Annotated in this window: 20 protein-coding genes; 10 read left to right on the forward strand and 10 right to left on the reverse strand. The window is 49.7% G+C overall.

All coding sequences use genetic code 11. From position 1 onward, the window contains the following. Positions 1–3 precede the first annotated feature (3 nt). The 5 genes from L0665_RS00980 to L0665_RS01000 form a co-directional block, all read right to left on the reverse strand. The gene (locus L0665_RS00980) at positions 4–534 is read right to left on the reverse strand and encodes a ferredoxin-thioredoxin reductase catalytic domain-containing protein (RefSeq protein WP_274923863.1); all 531 of its coding nucleotides are present in this window, start codon (positions 532–534) and stop codon (positions 4–6) included. Beyond that, on the reverse strand, positions 531–821 hold the full coding sequence (locus tag L0665_RS00985) for a glutaredoxin family protein (protein WP_274923864.1): 291 nt from the start codon (positions 819–821) through the stop codon (positions 531–533). Before L0665_RS00985 ends, L0665_RS00980 begins: the two co-directional genes overlap by 4 nt. Before the next feature lie 82 nt (positions 822–903). Beyond that, positions 904–2,691 (reverse strand): DUF2207 family protein, encoded by a 1,788-nt coding sequence (locus tag L0665_RS00990; RefSeq protein WP_274923865.1) that lies wholly within the window; start codon positions 2,689–2,691, stop codon positions 904–906. Between the two features lie 27 nt (positions 2,692–2,718). Next, complete coding sequence (locus L0665_RS00995; protein ID WP_274923866.1) at positions 2,719–3,276, reverse strand: LemA family protein; 558 nt, start codon at positions 3,274–3,276, stop codon at positions 2,719–2,721. 65 nt (positions 3,277–3,341) lie between these two features. Beyond that, positions 3,342–3,668 (reverse strand): HEAT repeat domain-containing protein, encoded by a 327-nt coding sequence (locus L0665_RS01000; RefSeq protein ID WP_274923867.1) that lies wholly within the window; start codon positions 3,666–3,668, stop codon positions 3,342–3,344. A 117-nt stretch (positions 3,669–3,785) separates the two neighbouring features. On the opposite strand from L0665_RS01000, the gene ftsA reads away from it, so the two are divergent. Then, positions 3,786–5,132, forward strand: coding sequence for a coenzyme F390 synthetase (ftsA, locus tag L0665_RS01005; protein ID WP_274923868.1), 1,347 nt, complete (start codon positions 3,786–3,788; stop codon positions 5,130–5,132). A 341-nt stretch (positions 5,133–5,473) separates the two neighbouring features. Here ftsA and L0665_RS01010 read toward each other — a convergent pair whose 3' ends face one another. Next, complete coding sequence (locus L0665_RS01010) at positions 5,474–6,154, reverse strand: hypothetical protein (protein ID WP_274923869.1); 681 nt, start codon at positions 6,152–6,154, stop codon at positions 5,474–5,476. A 51-nt stretch (positions 6,155–6,205) separates the two neighbouring features. Between L0665_RS01010 and L0665_RS01015 the strand changes: the two genes are divergently transcribed. Continuing rightward, a complete protein-coding gene (locus tag L0665_RS01015) occupies positions 6,206–9,043 on the forward strand; it encodes a M1 family metallopeptidase (protein WP_274923870.1) in 2,838 nt (945 codons plus the stop codon). Between the two features lie 91 nt (positions 9,044–9,134). Then, the gene (locus tag L0665_RS01020) at positions 9,135–10,058 is read left to right on the forward strand and encodes a beta/alpha barrel domain-containing protein (protein WP_274923871.1); all 924 of its coding nucleotides are present in this window, start codon (positions 9,135–9,137) and stop codon (positions 10,056–10,058) included. 158 nt (positions 10,059–10,216) lie between these two features. Here the strand turns inward: L0665_RS01020 and L0665_RS01025 are convergent, their stop codons facing one another. The 3 genes from L0665_RS01025 to L0665_RS01035 form a co-directional block, all read right to left on the reverse strand. After that, positions 10,217–10,981, reverse strand: coding sequence for an exodeoxyribonuclease III (locus tag L0665_RS01025; protein WP_274923872.1), 765 nt, complete (start codon positions 10,979–10,981; stop codon positions 10,217–10,219). 128 nt (positions 10,982–11,109) lie between these two features. Then, entirely contained in the window at positions 11,110–12,534 is a 1,425-nt protein-coding gene (locus tag L0665_RS01030; RefSeq protein WP_274925692.1) for an aldehyde dehydrogenase family protein, read from the reverse strand. Positions 12,535–12,634: 100 nt separating this feature from the next. Next, positions 12,635–13,072: a hypothetical protein gene (locus L0665_RS01035; protein ID WP_274923873.1), complete on the reverse strand. Its 438-nt coding sequence runs from the start codon at positions 13,070–13,072 to the stop codon at positions 12,635–12,637. Between the two features lie 129 nt (positions 13,073–13,201). On the opposite strand from L0665_RS01035, the gene L0665_RS01040 reads away from it, so the two are divergent. After that, positions 13,202–13,504, forward strand: a complete 303-nt coding sequence (locus L0665_RS01040; RefSeq protein WP_274923874.1) for a ferritin family protein — start codon at positions 13,202–13,204, stop codon at positions 13,502–13,504. A gap of 41 nt (positions 13,505–13,545) precedes the next feature. Here L0665_RS01040 and L0665_RS01045 read toward each other — a convergent pair whose 3' ends face one another. Next, positions 13,546–14,376, reverse strand: coding sequence for a DNA-methyltransferase (locus L0665_RS01045; protein ID WP_274923875.1), 831 nt, complete (start codon positions 14,374–14,376; stop codon positions 13,546–13,548). Between the two features lie 148 nt (positions 14,377–14,524). Between L0665_RS01045 and hxlB the strand changes: the two genes are divergently transcribed. From hxlB to L0665_RS01075, 6 genes are all read left to right on the forward strand, one after another. Further along, positions 14,525–15,133, forward strand: a complete 609-nt coding sequence (gene hxlB, locus L0665_RS01050) for a 6-phospho-3-hexuloisomerase (RefSeq protein ID WP_274923876.1) — start codon at positions 14,525–14,527, stop codon at positions 15,131–15,133. 14 nt (positions 15,134–15,147) lie between these two features. Beyond that, the gene (locus tag L0665_RS01055) at positions 15,148–16,260 is read left to right on the forward strand and encodes a pyridoxal phosphate-dependent aminotransferase (RefSeq protein WP_274923877.1); all 1,113 of its coding nucleotides are present in this window, start codon (positions 15,148–15,150) and stop codon (positions 16,258–16,260) included. A 7-nt stretch (positions 16,261–16,267) separates the two neighbouring features. Next, positions 16,268–17,308, forward strand: coding sequence for a M42 family metallopeptidase (locus L0665_RS01060; RefSeq protein ID WP_274923878.1), 1,041 nt, complete (start codon positions 16,268–16,270; stop codon positions 17,306–17,308). Positions 17,309–17,522: 214 nt separating this feature from the next. Then, positions 17,523–19,826, forward strand: a complete 2,304-nt coding sequence (gene hsdR, locus L0665_RS01065) for an EcoAI/FtnUII family type I restriction enzme subunit R (RefSeq protein WP_274923879.1) — start codon at positions 17,523–17,525, stop codon at positions 19,824–19,826. Between the two features lie 67 nt (positions 19,827–19,893). Beyond that, on the forward strand, positions 19,894–21,339 hold the full coding sequence (locus L0665_RS01070) for an N-6 DNA methylase (protein ID WP_274923880.1): 1,446 nt from the start codon (positions 19,894–19,896) through the stop codon (positions 21,337–21,339). Continuing rightward, a complete protein-coding gene (locus L0665_RS01075; RefSeq protein ID WP_274923881.1) occupies positions 21,336–21,563 on the forward strand; it encodes a hypothetical protein in 228 nt (75 codons plus the stop codon). The genes L0665_RS01070 and L0665_RS01075 overlap by 4 nt, the downstream gene beginning before the upstream one ends. Positions 21,564–21,668 lie beyond the last annotated feature (105 nt).

A 21,668-nucleotide genomic window follows, 5' to 3' on the forward strand; every position in this document is an offset into this window, starting at 1 on the left:
GTATTATTGAAGATACTTCTCAAAGCGATCTGATGCAGCACCACAAATAGGGCAGGTTTCAGGAGGACTTGTGCGTGCACAGAGGTAGCCGCATACCCGACACCGGAATACCGGATACAAAAGTGGACGACCTTCCTGCAGAAGAGATGATTTCTCATCTTCAGGCACTTCCGTTTGTTTTGGATCTCCGGAATCACATTTACCCGGAGGTGCTCTCCTGTCCGGAATATATGAGACAGGCGTAATTCCTGCTGCCACATCCTTTGATACATACAGGGCACAGTAACAGACCCCAAATTCGGTGATATCCTGGTCCCGGTAATCACACGGACAGATAATATCAAGATTCTCCTCACGCGGACCAACACAAAGGCGGCAGGGACATGCCGCAAACCCATAGCGTTCTTCATTTGTTAAGATGCCATGTACCAGTTCCTTTGCAAAATCCTCATCCGGGTTCAGGTGATACCCCGACTTTTCAGCCTGCTCTTTTATGGCAAGATAACGCCGTTCAATATCAGACTGGTTGATCATATGGCAATCCCCACTGCAGCGGCAATCTCATCAAGACGGTCCCCGACAATGACCTGTTTCTTCTCTCCGATAACAATCGTCGGGAACGAACCCCGTGGATTATAGCTCTTCACCAGATCATACACCTCGGTAAACGTCTCCCCGCTGAGAAGGTCTACATCAATATAGTCATACGCAATACCCTTCTCCTGAAGAAAGGTCTTTGTTCTCCTGCAGTGTCCGCACGTACTGAGAGAAAAAATTGTGACAGCAATAGTATCATCACCATCCACATGAGTAAATTCCATTGAAAGGCACCAAATCCTCACTTGAGACTGATGCTATATATAAATACCCTCATCCTGAAAAGAGGGGGAAAAAGGAATAAAATTATCTGCCGCCGGCACCGCCACCGCCAAATCCTCCACCGCCACCAAATCCGCCGCCACCGCCAAAACCGCCGGATGACGACGGAGGAGTGTATCGGGCAACCGGAATAAACGCAGCATACATCAGGTAACTGTGCGGCATGTGTGTCTCCCGGATATCAATTGAGAGATTTTGCATCGCTTCTTCAACCTTGTCACCAACCCCGAGGGCGGTGCCATAGACAAGCCATACCCCCCACATCGATAAATCTGCAGGGGAGTATCGCTCTATCATGGCAGAGTCTGAAAGGAATGCTGTAAACCCGTCCCACTTCAGTTTCTCGGCATAATAGTCCCCTTTCCACCGGCCGAAGAGTGTCGTGGGGAATACTGCTGCAATCCCTCCCTCAATAACCATCACAATACCCAGAATCCCTGCCGGAACAGAGAGAGAGGCAGTTATAGGGGCTATAAAGTAGAGGAAGAATGAGAAGAGGGCAATACCCAGTCCAACACCAATAAGGGGCAGAATCCGCCCACGTCCCTCCTCAATATATCGCCCGGCAATGGAACTGTCCACTTCGGTTGTCAGTGCCGAAAGAGAGGTATTAAGGCTGGCAATATTTCCACTTCCGGACGTTGCTGCCGCAGCAAAGGAACGGGTGTCAAGCACTCCATCAGTCCCTGCGTTTGATACAAAGTTTATGACCCGTTGCTCGTAAGCATCGTCTGATACCGCCTTTACAACCCGGATGTCCACCCCTTCACCATCGTCATGCTCTGTTACATGGAGAATGCCCCGGCGGTGCAGGTCAAGAATCGTCGCATAGAACCCGTTCTCATCATAGTCCACTGCATCCCCTTTGAAGAGCAGATTTACCTGCCAGGGTAAAAGAGATGGGTCAGGCACAAAACTGATGTGTTCGGGGATGACTGCCTGCTTCTCCTGCCCGTGCCGCAGAAAGATGACAATGAGAAATACCGGTGCTGCGATGACACCAATTCTTCCCAGAAGGAGCATCAGTGAGGAGAGAAGTGCCGGAATGCTGTAGAAAAGTGCAGCGGACTCCGTCTTCTCCCGAACGCCTTCAGTCTCCACCGGGAACCCGTCTATTACTTCCAGATAGGCCGGATCAAGGAGCATCTCAACTTCAATCAGTTCATTTTCACCTGAAGTACCGGTAATATGATAATTCCCGTCTATCTGAACTGTTTTAAATGAAGTCGGACGAACCCAGATATCGTTGACATACTCTCCCGGAATCGTGATATCCACCGAACGGTAGGGAATATGCGTTGCCGCAAGTTTCAGGTTGAGGTGGGCATCCTCCTCATCATACTGGAGCGGGGGATGAACACGGACGGTGTACTGGGCAGTATACTGACCTGCATCCAGCCGTGTTTCCCGGAAAATACCCATCTCATTGTATTCACCAAGACTTTCAATCAGGGAGCGCTCTGCCTCTGCTCCCTCTCCCGTTACAACAGAATTCCCCATGCGGTCAATGGCATAGCCAACCATACCGGGAGGCGCTACCACATTGACATATTCAACATACGGGGACTGCTGCTCTTCAAATGCAAGGGTATCGTCCCACGTCCGGAAGAGCATCCGGTAGGTACCCGCATACGCTACGTCATAGACATAGGTCTCAGTCAGGGTACCGTCATTTTCAAGCACAGCCGTGTAGGTATCTGCCACAAGGTCTGGTTCAAATGAGATGCCTGTTCCAAATGAAAAAAAGATGGAGACACCTGCCAGAAGCAGGCAGATACAAACGATAACTGCAAGCTGATTTGTCTCTTTCACAACACTTCAGTCCTTTTTATGTCCTTTTTAGAAGGCAATCTTCGGGGCCTCATTTATTTCTTCTTCAAACTCAAGATATTCCAGTTTGGTGAAATGAACAGCAGACGCAATGATATTCGATGGAATCGTATCACACATCGTGTTGTACTGCTGGGAGATGTTATTAAAGGTGTAGCGCTGGCGGCCAATCTCATCTTCAATACTGCGGATTGATGCAGTCAGTTCAGATACCACCGATGCAGTCTTCAGGTCGGGATAGTTCTCAACAACTGCAAAGAGGCGGCCAAGTATTGAGCGGGACTGCGCTTCAATTTCATTGAGGTCACCAGGGCCTGCAGAACCGACACCGGAGCGCATCTTTGTCACTTTTTCAAGCGTATCTTTCTCAAACGATGCATAACTCTGCACAGCACCAAGGAGCTGGTTTATCATATCCAGCCGTTTCTTCATTGCAACACGAATCTGCCCCAGTGTTGCCTCAGATGAATTTTTCAGACTCTGGAACCGGTTATAAATACCTACAAGCCAGAGGACAAGTGCAATAAGCACTATTACCAGAATTCCGCCAATTATCCATTCAATCATAGTATCACGCGTTGTTGTGAAATGGGTGGTCGGACAATTTAAAATCTGCCTCCGGAAGAGACATCTCACCGCTTTTTCAGGGATGACCTGCGGAGAATATCATTTTTTGCCTCTATAACACTGTCTCTTACCGTATCTGATTCATCATTGGAGAGTCGAAGCAGAAATGGAAGCACACTCGCATCACCCAGCTGCCCCAGAGCCCAGACTGCCTTGAACCTGACCCGCCAGTCAGGATCTTTCAAGAGCACAATAAGGGGAACAATTGCCCGTGAGTCATTCATCCGTCCGAGAGAATGGGCAGCACCCCATCGCAGTGACGGATTATCCGAAGTCAGGTTGCGGATGAAATAGGCAAACATCTCTTCTTTTTTCCCATCTGTCGTATGCATACCGTGTCCTCCATATTCTCCCTGAATGGATGCTTTCTTTCTTCAAACCTCCGGTGAAAATCATGAGACAAAATCATATAAAGAGGGTCAGCCGATAGGGAGACACAAGGGAATCAGATGAATTATTACAATCCTGAGACCGAGACAATGAAGAGGGACGGACTGAACACCCTCATCGATGAACGGGTCAGGTATACTATCCGGTATGCAGCAGAATATTCACCCTTTTACCGGAAATGGTTCAAAAACAACCACATTGACCCACAATCAATCCGAGAACACGAGGACCTGCTGGAGCTTCCGGTCATAAACGGCGAGACTATCCGTAACCACCAGCCCCCAATACAAGATGAGTTCTGCTTTAAAAGCGCCCCCTGGGATGATATCTATACCATTCACGAGACCAGCGGCACATCAGGGACGCCCAAAGCCTTCTTTTTGATGTGGGACGACTGGCAGCGGTATGCAGAAAAATATGCCCGATCATTTGTATCGCAGGGGTTCGGTCCCGGTGACCGGGTGGCCGTCTGTGCCAGTTACGGGATGAACGTCGGCGCAAATACGATGACCCTTGCGGCCCATAAGGTCGGTTTTACCGTCATTCCGGAAGGAAAATGCACGTTCCCCATCCGGGTCATACAGAGTTACCATCCAACCGCAATCGTTGGAAGTGTCTTCAAACTTCTCCGCCTCGCACACCGCATGGAATCAGAGGGCATGGACCCAAAAGATTCAGGCATCACGAAACTCATTGTGGGAGGAGAAAGTTTTGCAGAGGAATCACGGACATATCTGGATGAAGTGTGGGGCATTCCCTCATACAATACCTATGGGAGCACGGAAGGGACGATGTGCGGGGAATGCACCGTGAGAAACGGTCTGCACGTGCCCGAAGACCTTGTGCATATGGATATCTATGACCCAAAACTCCGCTCATTTGTGCCCGATGGAGAGAGCGGAAGAATTGTAATGACAACCCTCCTTCCCGAAGGGGCTAAAACCGGGAATCTGCTCATCAATTATGACACAGAGGATGTAACAGAGGTCATCACCCGTGACCCCTGTCCCTGTGGACGGACCCATATGCGGGTAAAAAACCCGGTACGTGAAGCAGAGACCATTCATATTAAAGACGTCCCCATAAACCGGGTGGATATTGAAGAAGGCGTGTTCCAGCGTGAGAATATGGAGTATCTCTCCGGTGAATATGAGGCATTTGTCTACAGCGATGAAGACAGGGGTTCCGTTACAATGCGGGTCAGTCTGGAATGCCATGACCCTGACACCTGTGACAGAAAGATGGTCGAGGAGAATTTTCTTTCAGCGCTCTTCAGGAAAAATCCATCACTCAGCCACATCTACCGTGACGGGACACTGGAAATACTCTTCAGCTATTTACCAAACGGCGATCTTGAGCTCTATCGCCTGAAAGGGCGCCCAAAGCGTCTTGTTGACAGAAGATAACAGAAAAAAAGGTCTTCGGTGAATCGTATGGATCAATTTTCTGGAATTCTCTTTTTTGCATTGGTATGAACACAACTGCAGCACACAAAATCCTCCCAAAATGAGCTGAAAACAGGGGAATTAATTTCCCACCCCTCCGATATGGACTATCATACCCAGGGGGTAGGCTGCAGGGAGGGGGGCACCCCCTCCCTTGCTCTTTGTTGGAAACATAAGAGAAATAAAAACAAAAAAAATGGACAGGACTGTATGTGTGTGTGAAATACGTGATCATTGATTACGTGCATATGTATGCACCCACAGAAAAAAGCGAAAATAATGAAAAAAAAGAATGACAGATTTCAGGCAAGGCCTGCAATACCATCAAAATCGATCTGGTTGTTGAATACCGTCAGGTATTCAGGCTTGCCATTTTCTACCATGACATAGACAAAGAACCGTTCATCAATATAGACAAACTCCGTATATCCATTCTCCTCAAGATCCTCAATAAAATAGGCAGGATACCCACCAGCGGTTCCGGTATACATCTTCATCTCAGGGGTTTCGAGGGTCATCTGAGAAGTCCACATCTGAGAATACCCTGCACCCTCGATACCCTTCGTGTCCTGAATTATGACCTGGGCCGTAACGCTGTCATCAGACTTCAGGGTATACTCAGCAGTCGCCATGCTCCATGACTCTCCATGAAAATCCATCGTTGCTCCATCTTTCTCTCCGACAATCCAGTTACTGGTCATGGTCGGAAGATATTCCATCATGGCCGTATAATGAACCACGTCACCCGTCGCGGATGCCTGAGGGGTAGACTGCACCGTTGCCGCTGCCGTCTGTGCAGGCGTTGCTGTTTCATCACCTGCTGAAGACTCATCCGTACATCCACACACACAACATACCGACAGAAGTACCACCATACACACTATCAGTTTCCATCCAATACGAATATCATTCACAAGAATATTCACACCTCCTAACGAAACAACCGAAAATATGCGATACTCATTAATGAGACTATCTACCACCCTCCTGAATATCACACATCATTTTTGTAGTTCCCCCACAAATCAGAACCCATGACCGGTCAGCGCCAATTTACCTATTATCCATCTGATTTCGGGGTTATTCCTGTTGATGTCTGCCATATGGACCTGACGTTTGATATCTACAATACCCGGACCATAGTGCAGTCACAGATGAAACTCAGGGCACATGATACACCCATTGAAACCCTTTCCCTGAATGCAAAAAATCTTGAAATTACAAGCGTTTCAGCCCCGGGACACGAAATATCATACACCTGTGACACCGAAAAAAGTCTGCTGCACATTCAGTTCAGACAGCCCGTTATGCCGAATGAAGAATTTGCTATCCACACCGAAACCATCTGTCATCCAACCTCGAATATCCTCGAAGGCCTCTACTATGATGTCACTCCAAAAGGTGCCCCGCCCCAGCAGATAACCCAGTGCCAGCAGTGGGGATTCCAGCGCCTTGTGCCCTGCATCGATGATATGACCGCAAAATGCACCTACACCACCACCATCATCGCTGACAACCGCTACACCAATCTCATCAGTAACGGTGATATTACGATTTCCCGCCATCCGGTTGCAGACGGGCGGGACAGCATCACCTATGACAACAGTGTCACCCCGATGGCCCCCTATCTCTTCTTCCTCGGTGTCGGGACATATGAGACATTCACCCGCCCGTTTGAATATCCGGACGGCACCGCATTCACTCTCGAACTCTTAGGACCACCGGGAACAGATGCTGCCCTCGCAGAAAACGCACTGGAAATACTCGCAGACAGCATTCAGTGGATCTATCTTTTCACCGGCCGGGAGTGGTATAGAACACCTGTTACACGGCAGGAGATGTATCGCCTGTCCGGGGAACGGGACCGCCTGATACAGAGCGGAGCACCTGAGGATGAGATATGGGCCATCCGTTCCCTTCTTCTGGAGATGAACGGGACAATCACGCCCGGATACAAATATACCGGCACTGTCTACCGTGAAATCGGGATGCAGAACTCAGATTTTGGCGGCATGGAGAATGTGGGCAATACCACCATCACCACCAACCGCCTCCTCGCGTTTCCGGATGCCACCGATGGAGCATTTGAGTATCTGATGCGGGTAAAGGTGCATGAGTTCTACCATAACCTGAATGGATCAGAAGTGACCGGCATAAGCCCCTTTGAAATTTGGCTGAATGAGGCAGTGACCGTGCATATCGAAAATGCCTACCATGCCTTCCATTTTGGTGAAGACTATACCCGTCTGGAAACTGTCCTCACCCTGCTCTCACCTGCGGGCGGCACGCTCTTTTTTGACAGCGGGGCAAGTGCCCTCCCTATTGAGCCCGAAGGATTCAATGACCCGAATGAACTTATTACCGGCGTCACCTATGTCAAGTCGCCGGAGTTTGTCCGGATGATCGAGACCCTGACAGGCAAAGAGGCATTTGCAGAAGGGCTTGCCCGGTACCATGCCCGCTACCAGCACAAAAACGCATCACGGAACGACTGGATACACGCAATCGAAGAAGCATCCGGCCAGAATTTCACCGATTTTGCCGACACATGGCTGACACAGACCGGATACCCGGTCATAACAGCAACGCACGCATATGATGCTGCAAAACAGGAACTGACCCTCTCATTTTCCCAACAGCAGCGGCCAGACAAAAAACAATGGGAGATGCCGGTCACCTACGCGGTATTCAGCCACTCCGGAGAGAAGACGGCATCCGGCTGTTTCCGGATGAATACGCCGGACCACACCATTGTCATTGCAGAACAGGATGAACCTGCCTTCGTCTCCCTGAACCGCGGGGCTGCTTTCTATGGAAGGCTTGTGTATGATCCCGGCACAGAAGCCCTCTCTCTCCAGGCAAAATACGATGATGACATCACCAGCCGGTTTCTGGCATTCACCCGGCTCTGTGAGACAGAAATAATCCGCCTGATGGAAGACACGGGGGCACCGGTAGAAAGTGCTCTCACCCACCTTATTGCAGACCTCTTCTCTGACGAAAAACTTCTTTCTGAGGCAGGCGGACTCTTTCTGACCATCTTTGACGCCGTGGGAGATGAACGCTACGCACACCGGTATGCTGACCTCTATCAGGCACGCAGACGGCTGATACAAGCTACGGCAGAAGAGCATTTCACCATCATCTCGGATGTCTACACCGCATATGCAACAGACGTTCCCTGCCCGGATGGTATTGCAGGCGATGTCGCCCGCCTGAAGCGGCGGCAGGTGAAAAACACCGCACTCCTCTTCCTTGCAGCCATGGACACACCGGACGTGCACGACATACTCATCCGCCAGTACTGGGAAGGAACAACCGCAACAGACAGGGTAATCGCATTTGGGCACATTGTGAACAGCAGCTGTCCAGAGCGCTCAGACATTATCCGTGACTGCTACGAAAAATCACGGAACAATCCTGTAGCCTGGGAGACATATCTGAGTTCTCTTGCCGGCATTGCATCAGTAAAAGATATCGGATTCATCCGTGATGCAGCACAATCAGACAGTTTCAGCCTTGAAATGGCCAATGACCAGCGGGCACTCTTCGGCAGATTTGCCCAGAACAAAAAGATATCACTGGAAACAGAGGAAGGAAGATCCCTTCTCGAAGAGGTTCTCCTCACACTTGCGCCGGTCAATGAGTACAGCACCGGGAACATGCTTTCCGTATTTGGCAATCTTGACCTGATGAAAGAAGAACATCAGGCACCGCTCATTGAAATATTACTGCATGTCCTTGACAGAGCGGACCCACAGAAGACACCCAGTGTCTATAACACTGCCCGAAGAATCCGTGCCGCATCACCTGTGGCCACGGCCGTGTGGGAAAGGGAAAACGGGAAAATATTCCCCAATACGTACACATGATCACATGATCAGGCAAAAACACCTTTTTCAGGCACCGGATCTCCGGCACATCTGGCAAACAATAAGTATCTCCCAAATAATAGGATGAGGTATGACTGATGACTGTAATGTACTGGTTCCGCTTGATGTGCCGGAATCAGCAAAAGCCACCTATATCGATAACTATCTCCTCGTTACGCAGGGCTCGGGCAATCTGATGCTTTTTGCCGGAGATCAGAAGGTCGAGCACATGAACAATGACTTTTATGGGGAAGGCATTGCAGAGGATGACGCAGACCCTGAGCACCTCTTCAGGATTGCACAGGAAAGCCGAATCGGTGTCTTTGCAACCCAGCTTGGTCTCATTACCCGGTATGCAATGGACTATCCGGATGTCCCGTATCTTGTCAAGATGAACTCCAAAACCCACCTTGTCAAGACCGCCCAGAAAGACCCGTACAGCCCGCAGTTGTTCACCGTCCGGCAGGTTGTCGACCTGCGGAACAGCACCGGCCTTGATATCGCCGGCATCGGGTATACCATCTATCTTGGCAGTGAGAAAGAGTCACGAATGCTGCGTGAAGCTGCACAGCTTATTTCTGAAGCACACGCAAATGGTCTGTTGACCGTCCTCTGGATATATCCACGGGGCACTGCTGTCGGTGACGAAAAAGACCCACACCTCATTGCAGGAGCAACCGGTGTCGCCGCAACGCTGGGTAGTGACTTTGTGAAGGTCAATGCACCGAAAAAGGATGGCGAGTCCTCTGCAGAAATACTCAAAGAGGTAACACTGGCTGCCGGCAGAACAAAGGTTGTCTGTGCAGGCGGTTCCAGTGTCTCTGCAGAAGCATTCTTAACACAGCTGTATGACCAGCTCCACACCGGCGGATGCGCAGGAAATGCAACCGGGCGTAATATCCACCAGAAACCTCTGGGCGAAGCAATGCGGATGTGCAATGCCATCTCTGCGCTCACCATTGATGGTGCCTCAGTAGAGGACGCACTGGCAATTTACCTCGGAACTGAGGAATAATTCCCCTTTTTTTAGCGTCTTCAGCGGTGAAGACACCATTCTGACGCCTGCACCTGCTGACCGTTATCAGGTTTATTATGATAATGAAAAAAGAAAGAGAGAAAATTACCGGACGGTGTCTTCTGTCATCCGGGAACATGTTTCACTATTTTCCTCCGTTACCGTAATTCCAGGCAGACAGGACAGTGATCAGAACCATAAATATCTGTCAGAATGGGTGCAGCAGTAACCCTGTCCACCAGTGCCTCATTAACAAAGAAATAGTCAATCCGCCATCCGACATTTCGGTCCCGTGCCCGTGATTTCAGGTCCCACCACGAATAATGCCCACCATTCTTCTCAAAAATGCGGAAGGTATCAGCAAACCCGGCATCAATAAGCTGGTCAATCCATGCACGTTCCTCCGGCAAAAAACCCGAAACCTTTGCATTCTCCTTTGGACGGGAGAGATCAAGCTCAGTATGGGCCGTATTCACATCACCACATATGATGACATTTTTGCCGCTGTCCACCTGTCCCACCGCATCTGTCAGGCAGGCTTCATAGAATGCCATCTTGTATCCGAGACGCTCTTTGGATGCCTTGCCGTTCGGGAAATAAATATTGTACAACAGAAATTCCGGATGTTCGGTGATGAGAATTCTTCCTTCATCTCCAAAATGAGGTTCTGTGAAGTCTTTTCTCACCGAAGGCACTTCATCACGTGAGAACGTGGCCACACCACTGTATCCCTTCTTCTCTGCCCAGGAGAAATACGAGAAATATCCTTTTGGATGACGTATCGTTCCGGTAAGCTGATCCGGGTGCGCTTTCGTCTCCTGCAGACAGAGCACATCCGGCTGAACATTTGCAAATACCTCCTGCAGGTTTCCTTTCCGTGCCACTGCACGAATACCGTTCACATTCCACGATAGTATCTTCATATTCTGTTTTTCCTTTTGCATAATTTGAAAAAATGTATCTCTTACCGGAACGGGGGGACCCCATGTATCTCCATCGCACAATACCTGTGAGCAAGAGAGAGACAGAGAGTCAGCCCCGATACCACCTGTTACGATTTGACAAGCACGGTCTTTGAACGCAGATACGGTTCAAACGCACCCGATCCATTTTCTCTCCCCGTCCCGCTCGCTTTCATGCCCCCGAACGGCACATCCGGGGGAAGTTTCAGATGCTGGTTCACCCATACAACACCTGCATCAATCTGTGATGAGGAAATCATAGCGGTTTTGATGTCATTGGTCCAGACCGAAGCACCCAGACCATAGCGTGTACTGTTTGCGATTCTGATGGCATCGTCCAGACTATCAGAGGAGATTACTGGCAACACCGGCCCGAATACTTCGGAGTTCAGGAGAAGAGAGTCATCCGGCAGATCCGCCACAACGGTCGGTGCATAGAAGAGTCCCTTTTCATAATGTGCACCATCCGGGATACCACCGCCACAAAGCAGGGTGCCCTCACCGGCAGAGAGGCATGTGTCCATCATCCCGCAGATACCGTCACGTGCCTGCGCATTATTCATGGGGCCCATACCCACACCCGGACGACTGCCATCTCCCACCGTAATACCTGCCGCCTTTTCACAGAGGATACGGGTAAACTGTTCTTTCACAGATGCATCAACAATCACCCGTTTGACCGCCGTGCAGGTCTGGCCGCAGTTATAAAACCGGCCGGCAACAGCACCGGCCGCTGCCGCATGGAGATCAGCATCGCGGCAGACGATCATCGCATCACTGCCACCCAGTTCCAGGGTAACCGGCACACTGTTTCTCCCCGCCGCCTGGGATATCCCGCCTCCGGTCTTTGTGTCGCCCGTAAATGAGAGATGACCGAGAGACGGGGTGGCGGCAAGCGCAGCACCGGCGGCATCTCCGTACCCTGTCACCACCTGAAGCACTCCATGAGGAAGGCCTGCTGCCTCCATAATCTCTGCAATACGGATAGTGGTAAGGGGGGTCGAACTCGCTGGTTTGACCACCACTGAATTACCCGCGACAAGGGCCGGGCACACTTTCCATGCATAAATTAACACTGGCATATTCCATGGGATGATCGCACCGCAGACACCGACCGGTTCTTTAAGGACATAAGCAAGGCCGTATGACGAGAGCGGCATGCACTCTCCCCTGATAGACCCGGAGACTGAATGGTAATATTCAAGGACATTTGCACACCCCTGTATCTCGTTTCGGGCCTCATGCAGCGGTTTGCCCTGTTCTGCTGTCAAAAGGGCAGAAAGTGCATCCAGATGTGCCCGGATGGCCTGGGCACCAGCACCCAGAATCTTCCCTCGTTCCCGGGGGTCCCGCTTCGCCCAACCAGCCTGTGCTGCTTCTGCTGTTTCAACAGCAGCTGCCACTGCATCTTTTCCCCCCGCAGACACCTCACCAACCAGACCCCCGGTGGCAGGATTTACCACCCGGATAGTCTCACCTGAAACAGTGCCTCCATGAATATCACCCTCTCTCATTGAAATCACACAGTCCTCTCCAAATAGTATGGATATATACAGCCTGCTATTACTGCCTGCTCTGCAATAAAAAATACCCTAAAAACAGGGGAAAATTCAGTTATTTAATAAACGTCCCTTCCGGTTCGGCATCAACGTCAAACTCATCCAGAAACGGCATCAGCCCTTTGATATACGGGATAACACGGGACCCGTCATGACGTTCAGATACCTCAGTAATGGAGATCATCATAGGGAACTCTATGAGACGGGAAGGAAATGTCGGGTCTTCCTTCGATCCAAATTTTATAAAGGAATTTGCGAGGATAAACGGCCGGTTAAATTCATCATCCCCGGCAAAATCTTTCAGATCAGCTTCATAGGTAGAGGTTTTTGCGAGTTCCTTCTCGAAATAGAGCACCGCTTCAATCCCAAAGGTATCCGCAATCTCTCCCAGTTTTCTCACATCGATCTTTTTTCCGACAGTTATCCCAAGGGTCTTCATCTTCTCTGCGACACTGTCCCCGGCAATATCATTCCACGACTGCTTCTTCTTCATCGTATATCGTCTCCGTATAAAGAGGTTGAACGGGATGCATACATGAAGATACCTCTTCGGTATTTTTCAATTCAAAAAGACTTAAGAGTCTCAACACATATTGGAAAGAATATAGGAGTGATATAAGAAATGCCGGAATTTGGATCACCATTCTCAGGAATGAAAGCTGACAGAAAACTAACTGAAGAAGAACTCATCCGTGCAATACGCTTCATGGTTTCTGCGGAGTATGAGGCTATCCAGCTCTATGTCCAGCTTGCAGAGTCGACAGACAACAAACTTGCACAGGAAGTGCTCCGCGACATCGCAGACGAAGAGAAAGTGCATGCCGGGGAATTCCTCCGCCTGCTCCATCAGCTGGCTCCCGATGAGGAATCCTTCTACAAAGAAGGATACAAAGAAGTTGAAGAAGAGATTGAAAAACAGAAATAATCAATTATTTCCTTTTTTCTGTTTTCCCGGTTTGCGCATATTTATTTTTCCTGATTTAAAAGGTCTTCAAACCGCCCGACAGACATATCCAGATATTCCGGGCTGACATCAGAGCCAATGAACCTTCGTCCGTGGGAAACTGCGGCAATGCCTGTGGTAGAACTGCCGGTAAAGGGGTCCACCACCAGATCACCGGGATTTGTTGCAGCAAGGATAATCCGGTTCAGGAGCGCAAGCGGTTTTTGTGTCGGATGTTTTCCGTGCGCCTTCTCTGCCTTACGCGGTGCCGGCACGGACCAGACGGAGCGCATCTGTTTTCCGTCGTTTTTGAGCATATCTCCCTCATGCCAGTCACCCCCTTTCATATCCTCATAATTGAATGTATGGCGGGCATCAGGCGATTTCCGTGCCCAGATTATCGTCTCATGGCTTGCCGTAAAAAACCTCGCAGAGAGATTCGGCGGTGCATTCGGCTTGAACCAGCAGATATCGTTTAGGATATGAAATCCTGCACTCTGCAGGGCATACCCGCACGCATAGATGGAATGATAGGTCCCTGACACCCACAACGTCCCTTCATCTTTCAGGACACGCCGGCAGGCAGCAATCCAGTCCTGATGAAAGGAGAGATCATCTGCGAACCCGTCTGAAGCGTCCCACTCACCCTTATCCACCGGCACACGCTTACCGCCCTGACAGGTAAATCCGCCGTTGGAGAGATTGTATGGCGGGTCGGCAAAGATCATATCCACCGATGATTCAGGCATACTCCTCAGAAGAATTCTGCAGTCAGCGCAGTACAGTGCAGCCCCCTCCCGCTGGTAATACGGGGAGAGCGGAGTAATGTCCATATCTATATTCATCTTTACCATACTGCCTTAAAAGGGTACACAATACGGAGATGTCAACAAGAAGGTGGTAATTGAGAAAAAATACCGTCATCAGAATCGTTCCTCCCCTCTCCCTTCCCGCCGGTTATTCGCAACACTCATGTAGTTTATCAGAAATAGGTACGGTGCAATGAATGACTGCTATGCAGGCAATGTCCAGGACATGATGAAACTGATGGCGTCCACCATCTCATCGACTGCCGAATCACTCTCAAATGAGGGAGTCGGGCAGTTCATCGATGAACTGCTCAGTGCCAAACGGATTTATGTGATGGGGGCCGGCAGGTCAGGTCTCGTCGCAAAAGCATTTGCCATGCGGCTGATGCATCTCGGGATGCATTCCTATGTCGTCGGTGAAACGATTACTCCTGCCATGAAAGAAGGGGACACGATTGTGGCCTTTTCAGGGTCAGGAGAGACAAAGTCCATCGCCGAACTCTGTGAGACGGCGAAATCCATCGGCGGACGGCTCTGTCTCGTTACATCAAAGAAAGACTCACGCATCGGGCGGATTGCAGACTGTGTTGCGGTAATTGAGAGCCACCGTGATGATGTCAAGGATGAATCAGCCGAATATGAAGTGAGACAGATGCGTGGGGAACACCGTTCCTTTGCACCTCTGGGCACCATCTTTGAGACAACGGCCATGGTATTTTCCGATGCCATCGTGTCATCAATTATGGAAATTACGCAGTGCGAGGAGAAAGACCTCAAAGGCAGACATGCAAATATTGAGTAGGTGACAGAAACAGGATGACCACCTATACAGGACGAATATCACAGCGTGTACGCGATGTCGAGATGTCCGGCATCCGAAAATTTTTCCAGGCAGCATCACCTGATGCAATCAATCTCGGCATCGGCCAGCCGGATTTCCCCACCCCGGAGCACGTCAAAGAGGCAGGGATTGAGGCAATACGAAACAACTACACCGGCTACACCTTCAACTACGGTCTCCCGGAACTGCGCGAGGCAATATGCGGCAAACTCGCACGGGAGAACGGCATCTCCCAGACGCCCGGTGATATTATTGTCACCGCCGGTGCAGGAGAGGCGCTGTATGTGGCTATCACCACACTGGTACGGGAAGGGGAACGCGTGCTCTTCCAGGACCCGGGTTTTGTCTCATATGAGGCATGCACCGTGCTTGCCGGCGGCAGGCCGGAAGGGGTGCCCCTTACACCGGACCTCCGGATTGATGTGGAGGCATGCAAGGAACAGATGGACGGGGCCCGTGTCTTTGTCCTGAACTCACCGGGCAATCCAACCGGGACTGTTGAGGATGAAGAGACCATCCGTGCCATCGTTGAGTATGGCAACGACCACGGCGTCACCATCATCTCAGATGAAGTATACGAACACTTCATCTACGACAAAACGCATTACAGCGCCGCCCGGTATGGAGATGACGTCATCACCATCAATGCCACCAGTAAGACCTACTCCATGACCGGATGGCGCCTCGGGTTTATGGCAGGCCCCAATGAGGTAATAGAAGAAGCCATCAAGGTGCACCAGAACTGCCAGACCTGTGCTACGTCCATCTCCCAGTATGCAGCACTTGCGGCATACACCGGCGGCGATGCCTGTGTCACCGCGATGCGGGATGAATACCGTATCCGGAGAGAGATGCTCTACAATGGCCTCTTAGAATGTGGATTTTCCTTCCCGAAACCGGACGGCGCATTCTATATGTTCGTCCCGATGGAACCGGAGACATTCCGTGCCATCATCGATGCAGGCGTCGTCATCATCCCGGGTGACGCATTCGGCGAACGGTCTGCAGGATTCGCGAGGTTCAGTTATGCGGCCTCACGAAGCGACATCCAATTAGCACTCGAACGCATTCAGACAATAGGACAGTGAAAATACTATGGTAAAAGAACTTCTCAAAAAACTCTCAGATGCACACGGACTTTCCAGTTACGAAGGTTCCATCCGTGAAATTGTCCGGACCGAACTCGAAGGCCATGTGGACGAATTTACGGAAGACGCGATGGGCAACCTCGTTGCCATCCGACGTGGCGGTGACTTTAAAATAATGATTGCGTCCCACATGGACGAGATCGGCCTGATGGTCCAGTACATCGATGATGACGGATTCATCCGGTTTGTTCCCATCGGCGGATGGTTTGCCCCGGTACTCTACACACAGCGGGTCATCCTCCACGGAAAGAACGGGGATGTACCTGGTGTCATCGGCGCAAAACCACCACACCTTCTCTCCCCTGAAGAACGCAAGAAAGTAGTCAAAATCGAAGACTTCTTCATCGACATCGGGGCCACATCCGCTGAAGACGTCGCAGGTCTTGGTATTGAAATAGGTACACCAGTCACCATTGACCGGGAGTTTACCGAACTTGCAAACAACCGGGTTACCGGCAAGGCGATGGACAACCGTGTCGGTGTTGCACTCCTCATCAAGGCACTCAAAGAGACCACCACCCCGCATACCATCTACGGTGTCTTCACGGTGCAGGAAGAACTCGGCCTGAAAGGAGCAAAAGTCAGTGCATTCACCCTTGACCCGGACTGTGCGATTGCAACCGATGTGACCATCCCCGGTGACCACCCCGGCGTCACCAAGAAAGAAGCAACACCGGTGATGGGAAAAGGCCCGGTCTTAGTTCTTGTCAGTGCACAGGGCCGTGGTCTGATGGCCGACTGGAAACTTGCCGACTGGCTCCGTGAGGCAGCAGATGAGGCAGATATTCCCTACCAGCTGGAAGTCGGCACCGGCGGCAATACGGATGCAACCATCATTCACCTTGTGAGAGGCGGTATCCCGAGCATCCCCCTCTCGATTCCCGCACGATATATTCACTCTCCGGTGGAAATCGTTGATATCGGTGACGTTGAGGCAGGGGTCAGCCTTCTCCTTGCAGCCCTCAAACAGGACAGCCCGTTTGCCTGAAATATTTCCATTCAAAATACTCTTTTTTTCCGTGTCCTCTTCATATTCATTTAATTCCAATCTTTGACGATCACGGGACCGCTTGCAAGAGATGATACAAGAAAAAAAATACCGTTGTTTTCGGAATAAATCCCTACTGGCTGAAGATTTTTTCAATTATATAAATAACATATAAGTATGCAATCCTCATATTGTTATTAAAGGAGCAAAAATTGTGCAGGGTTTTGATAAACGGTCGATGAGTGAATGTGAAATTCGCACGAAATACATCACTCCTGCAATTATTGATGCCGGATGGGATTTACACTCACAGATACGAGAGGAGGTAAATCTTACCAAAGGACAGTTCCTTGTGAGAGGGGGCGTTCCGAAAAGAGGGACACGGAAATTTGCTGATTACGTCCTCTATTACCAATCCAATATGCCTCTTGCAATTGTCGAGGCAAAAGACAATACCCATTCTGTCGGTCACGGGATGCAGCAGGCAATTGAATATGCAGATATGATTGATGTTCCCTTTGTCTTCAGCTCAAACGGCGATGCTTTTTTAATGCACGACAAGACCGTATCTTCAGGGATTGAGCTTGAATTGTCCCTTGATACATTTCCTGGCCCCTCTGTGCTCTGGGAGAAATACCGTGCATGGAAGGGATTTTCCGATGAGGCTGTATCACTTTACACAAAGGATTATTATTCAGATGCTTCCGGGAAATCGCCGCGCTATTATCAGGTTAATGCAATAAACAGAACGGTTGAAGCCATAACAAAAGGGCAGAAGAGAATTCTTCTGGTGATGGCAACCGGGACAGGGAAGACATACACGGCGTTCCAGGTTATATGGAGGCTGTGGAAATCAGGCGCCAAGAAAAGGATTCTCTTTCTCGCGGACAGAAATGTTCTGGTTGATCAGACCAAAAACAATGACTTCAGGCCTTTCGGCAATGCCATGACCAAGATTAAAAACAGAACAGTGGATAAGAGTTTTGAGGTTTATCTTGGTCTGTATCAGGCACTTACGGGGGAAGATGAATCAAAGAAGATATTTAAGAAATTTTCACCGGATTTTTTTGATCTGATTGTTGTCGATGAATGCCACAGGGGAAGTGCCGCGGATGATTCAGCATGGCGTGAGATTCTGGATTATTTTACCTCAGCAACACACATTGGTATGACAGCAACTCCGAAGGAGACAAAGTATGTATCGAATATCAATTATTTTGGGGAGCCGGTTTACTCATATTCACTGAAACAGGGCATTGAGGACGGCTTTTTAGCTCCTTTCAGGGTATTTCGTATTGATATCGACAGGGATCTTTCCGGCTGGATACCTGAGGCAGGCAAGACCGATAAATACGGCAACGAGATTGAGTACCGTATTTATAATCAGAAGGATTTTGATCGGGAACTCATTCTTGAGAAGAGAACAGAGCTTGTTGCAGGCAGAATCGCAGACTTTATGAGAAAGACTGATCCGTACGGAAAGACGATTGTGTTCTGTGAGGATATCGATCATGCCGAGCGGATGCGCCAGTATCTGGTAAATGCACTACCCGAATATGCGCAGAAGAGCAAGCGGTATGTGATGAGAATCACAGGTGATTCCAAGGACGGAAAAGCCGAACTTGACCATTTTATGATGCCCGAGGAGAGGTATCCGGTAATTGCAACGACCTCCAAACTTCTGACAACCGGTGTCGATGTTCAGACGTGCAAACTGATTGTTATTGATAAGCAAATCTCATCTCTGACCGAGTTTAAGCAGATTATCGGTCGGGGCACCCGTATCAATGAGGAATTTGGAAAGAAATTCTTTACCATTATGGATTTCAGAAAGGCAACAGAGCTTTTTTCAGATCCTGACTGGGATGGACCTGCATTACCTGACGATGATTTTGATCCGGACTTTGAGCATAAACAAAAGGATACCGATCCCGATCAGGGCGATGGGAGAATTCGGTATTATGTGAATGATGTGGAGGTCTCTGTTGTTGCCGAGCGTGTGCAGTATTACAGCGCTAATGGCAGACTTGTTACCGAATCTCTGAAGGACTTCACCAAAAATGCGGTAGCAAAGGATTACCCCACGCTTGATGAATTCCTGAACCACTGGACGGATGCAAAGAGAAAGTCGGCTGTTGTCCGCGAACTTGAGGAAAAAGGGGTTTTAATTGATGCACTCAAAGAGCAGGTGGGAGCGGAGTATGATCCGTTTGATCTCATCTGTCATGTGGTATTTGACCGACCTCCGCTATCACGAAAAGATCGGGCAAAAAAAGTGAGAAAACAGTCATATTTTGACCGGTTCGGCAAAGAGGCCCGCGAGGTTTTAGACGCGATTTTAGACAAATATTCTGATGAAGGTCTTTTGGATATGGAGTCAATGGAGGTCTTACGGGTTGATCCGATCAGCAGTTTCGGAACGCCGGTTGAAATAATAAACGACATCTTCGGCGGCAGAAATAATTATATGAAAGCAATCCGTGGCCTTGAGACATGTCTTTATAGTGCTGAGTGCTGAATTTTCAGATAACAATATGGGCGTTCTTTTCTTTTTTGGGAGTGAATGAATATAATCAGGTTTTTTTATGTCCGTCAGTGCAACAATAAAATCAATACAGGATATCATGCGAAAGGACGCCGGGGTGGACGGCGATGCGCAGAGGCTGAGTCAGCTTGGCTGGATGCTGTTTTTAAAGATACTTGATGACCGCGAGAAAGAGTGTGAGGTCTTATACGATACGTACGCCTCACCAATTCCGGAAAATCTCCGGTGGAGAAGCTGGGCGTCTGACTCTGAGGGGATTACCGGAGACAAACTCCTTGATTTTGTGAACAACGTTCTCTTCCTACAACTGAAGGATTTGCCCACACCAGACGGTGCAAATTCGATGGTGTTTGTGATACGCGCCATCTTTGAGGATTCCTACAACTACATGAAGAACGGGACCCTTATTCGGCAGGTCATCAACAAGATAGAGGACGGAATTGATTTCAACAACACAAATGACCGCCATACCTTCGGGGATATTTACGAGAAGATTTTAAAGGACCTCCAGAGTGCCGGAAATGCGGGAGAGTTCTATACCCCGAGAGCCGTTACGCAGTTTATGGTGGAGCAGACCAATCCCCGGCTTGGCGAGCGGGTGATGGACCCGGCCTGCGGGACAGGCGGATTCTTGGCATCGGTTATTGATCTGGTGAGAAAAGCGGATGTCAAATCAGTTGAGGATGAAAAGATTCTGAAGCGCTCTGTCTCCGGGACGGAGAAGAAGTCTCTCCCGCATCTCCTGTGTACCACCAACATGATTCTGCACGGGATTGATGTGCCGGTGAATATTGTGCACGGCAACTCTCTTGCACGCCCTCTCCGTGATTACACTGAAAGTGACCGGGTTGAGGTTGTTGTAACGAATCCCCCGTTCGGGGGTCAGGAGGAGGACGGGATTGAGAAGAATTTCCCGGCCACATACCAAACAAGGGAGACGGCGGATCTCTTTCTCGTGATGATTATGCACCGCCTGAAGGCAGGCGGGCGGTGTGCAATCGTTCTTCCGGACGGGTTTTTGTTCGGGGAAGGGGTGAAGACGAAGATAAAAGAGAGGCTTCTCTCTGAATTTAATCTGCATACGATTGTGCGGCTCCCCAACGGCGTCTTCAGTCCCTATACCAGCATCAAAACGAATCTTTTGTTCTTTGAAAAGGAGGGGAAGACAACCGATGTCTGGTATTACGAACACCCGTATCCTGTTGGCGCAAAATCGTATAACAAGACGAAACCCATCCGCATTGCTGAGTTTGAACCGGAGAGAGAATGGTGGGACAACCGGACAGAAACCGAACAGGCATGGCGTGTGCCGGTTGCAGATATCATCAAAAACAACTACAACCTGGATATCAAAAACCCGAATGTGGAAGAGATTGACCTCGGCAACCCGGAGGAGATCCTCGCACAGTACGAGTCGGCACGGGCGGCGGCGGATGATATCCGGGCAGAGCTGTTGTCTGAGATTCGTGGGGCACTGGAGAGATGACGGCCCTCTCTAAATTTTTAATGGGATATTCCGGTCATTTCAGGGCTGATGATCTTGCATCAATGCCCGGTTTCGGGATGTCATCCGGTGAGATAAATAGAGAAATCGCACATCTCCTGCGGGATAATAAAATCGCATTAGACAGTACCGGAACAATTGGCTGGATATATGATACAGAGCTTTTTGAACGGTATCATGCAATGCCAGAACTGAGGGTGAGGTAAGGTATGACATCAGGTGTACCGGAAGCATCAGCATCCAGAAAGTGCTGTGATAATCAATCAACATCCGTAGAAATCCTCAAAAACAATTTTGAGACCTTGGCAAAG

This window comes from Methanogenium marinum (genome assembly GCF_028912405.1).
Lineage (GTDB): Archaea > Halobacteriota > Methanomicrobia > Methanomicrobiales > Methanomicrobiaceae > Methanogenium > Methanogenium marinum.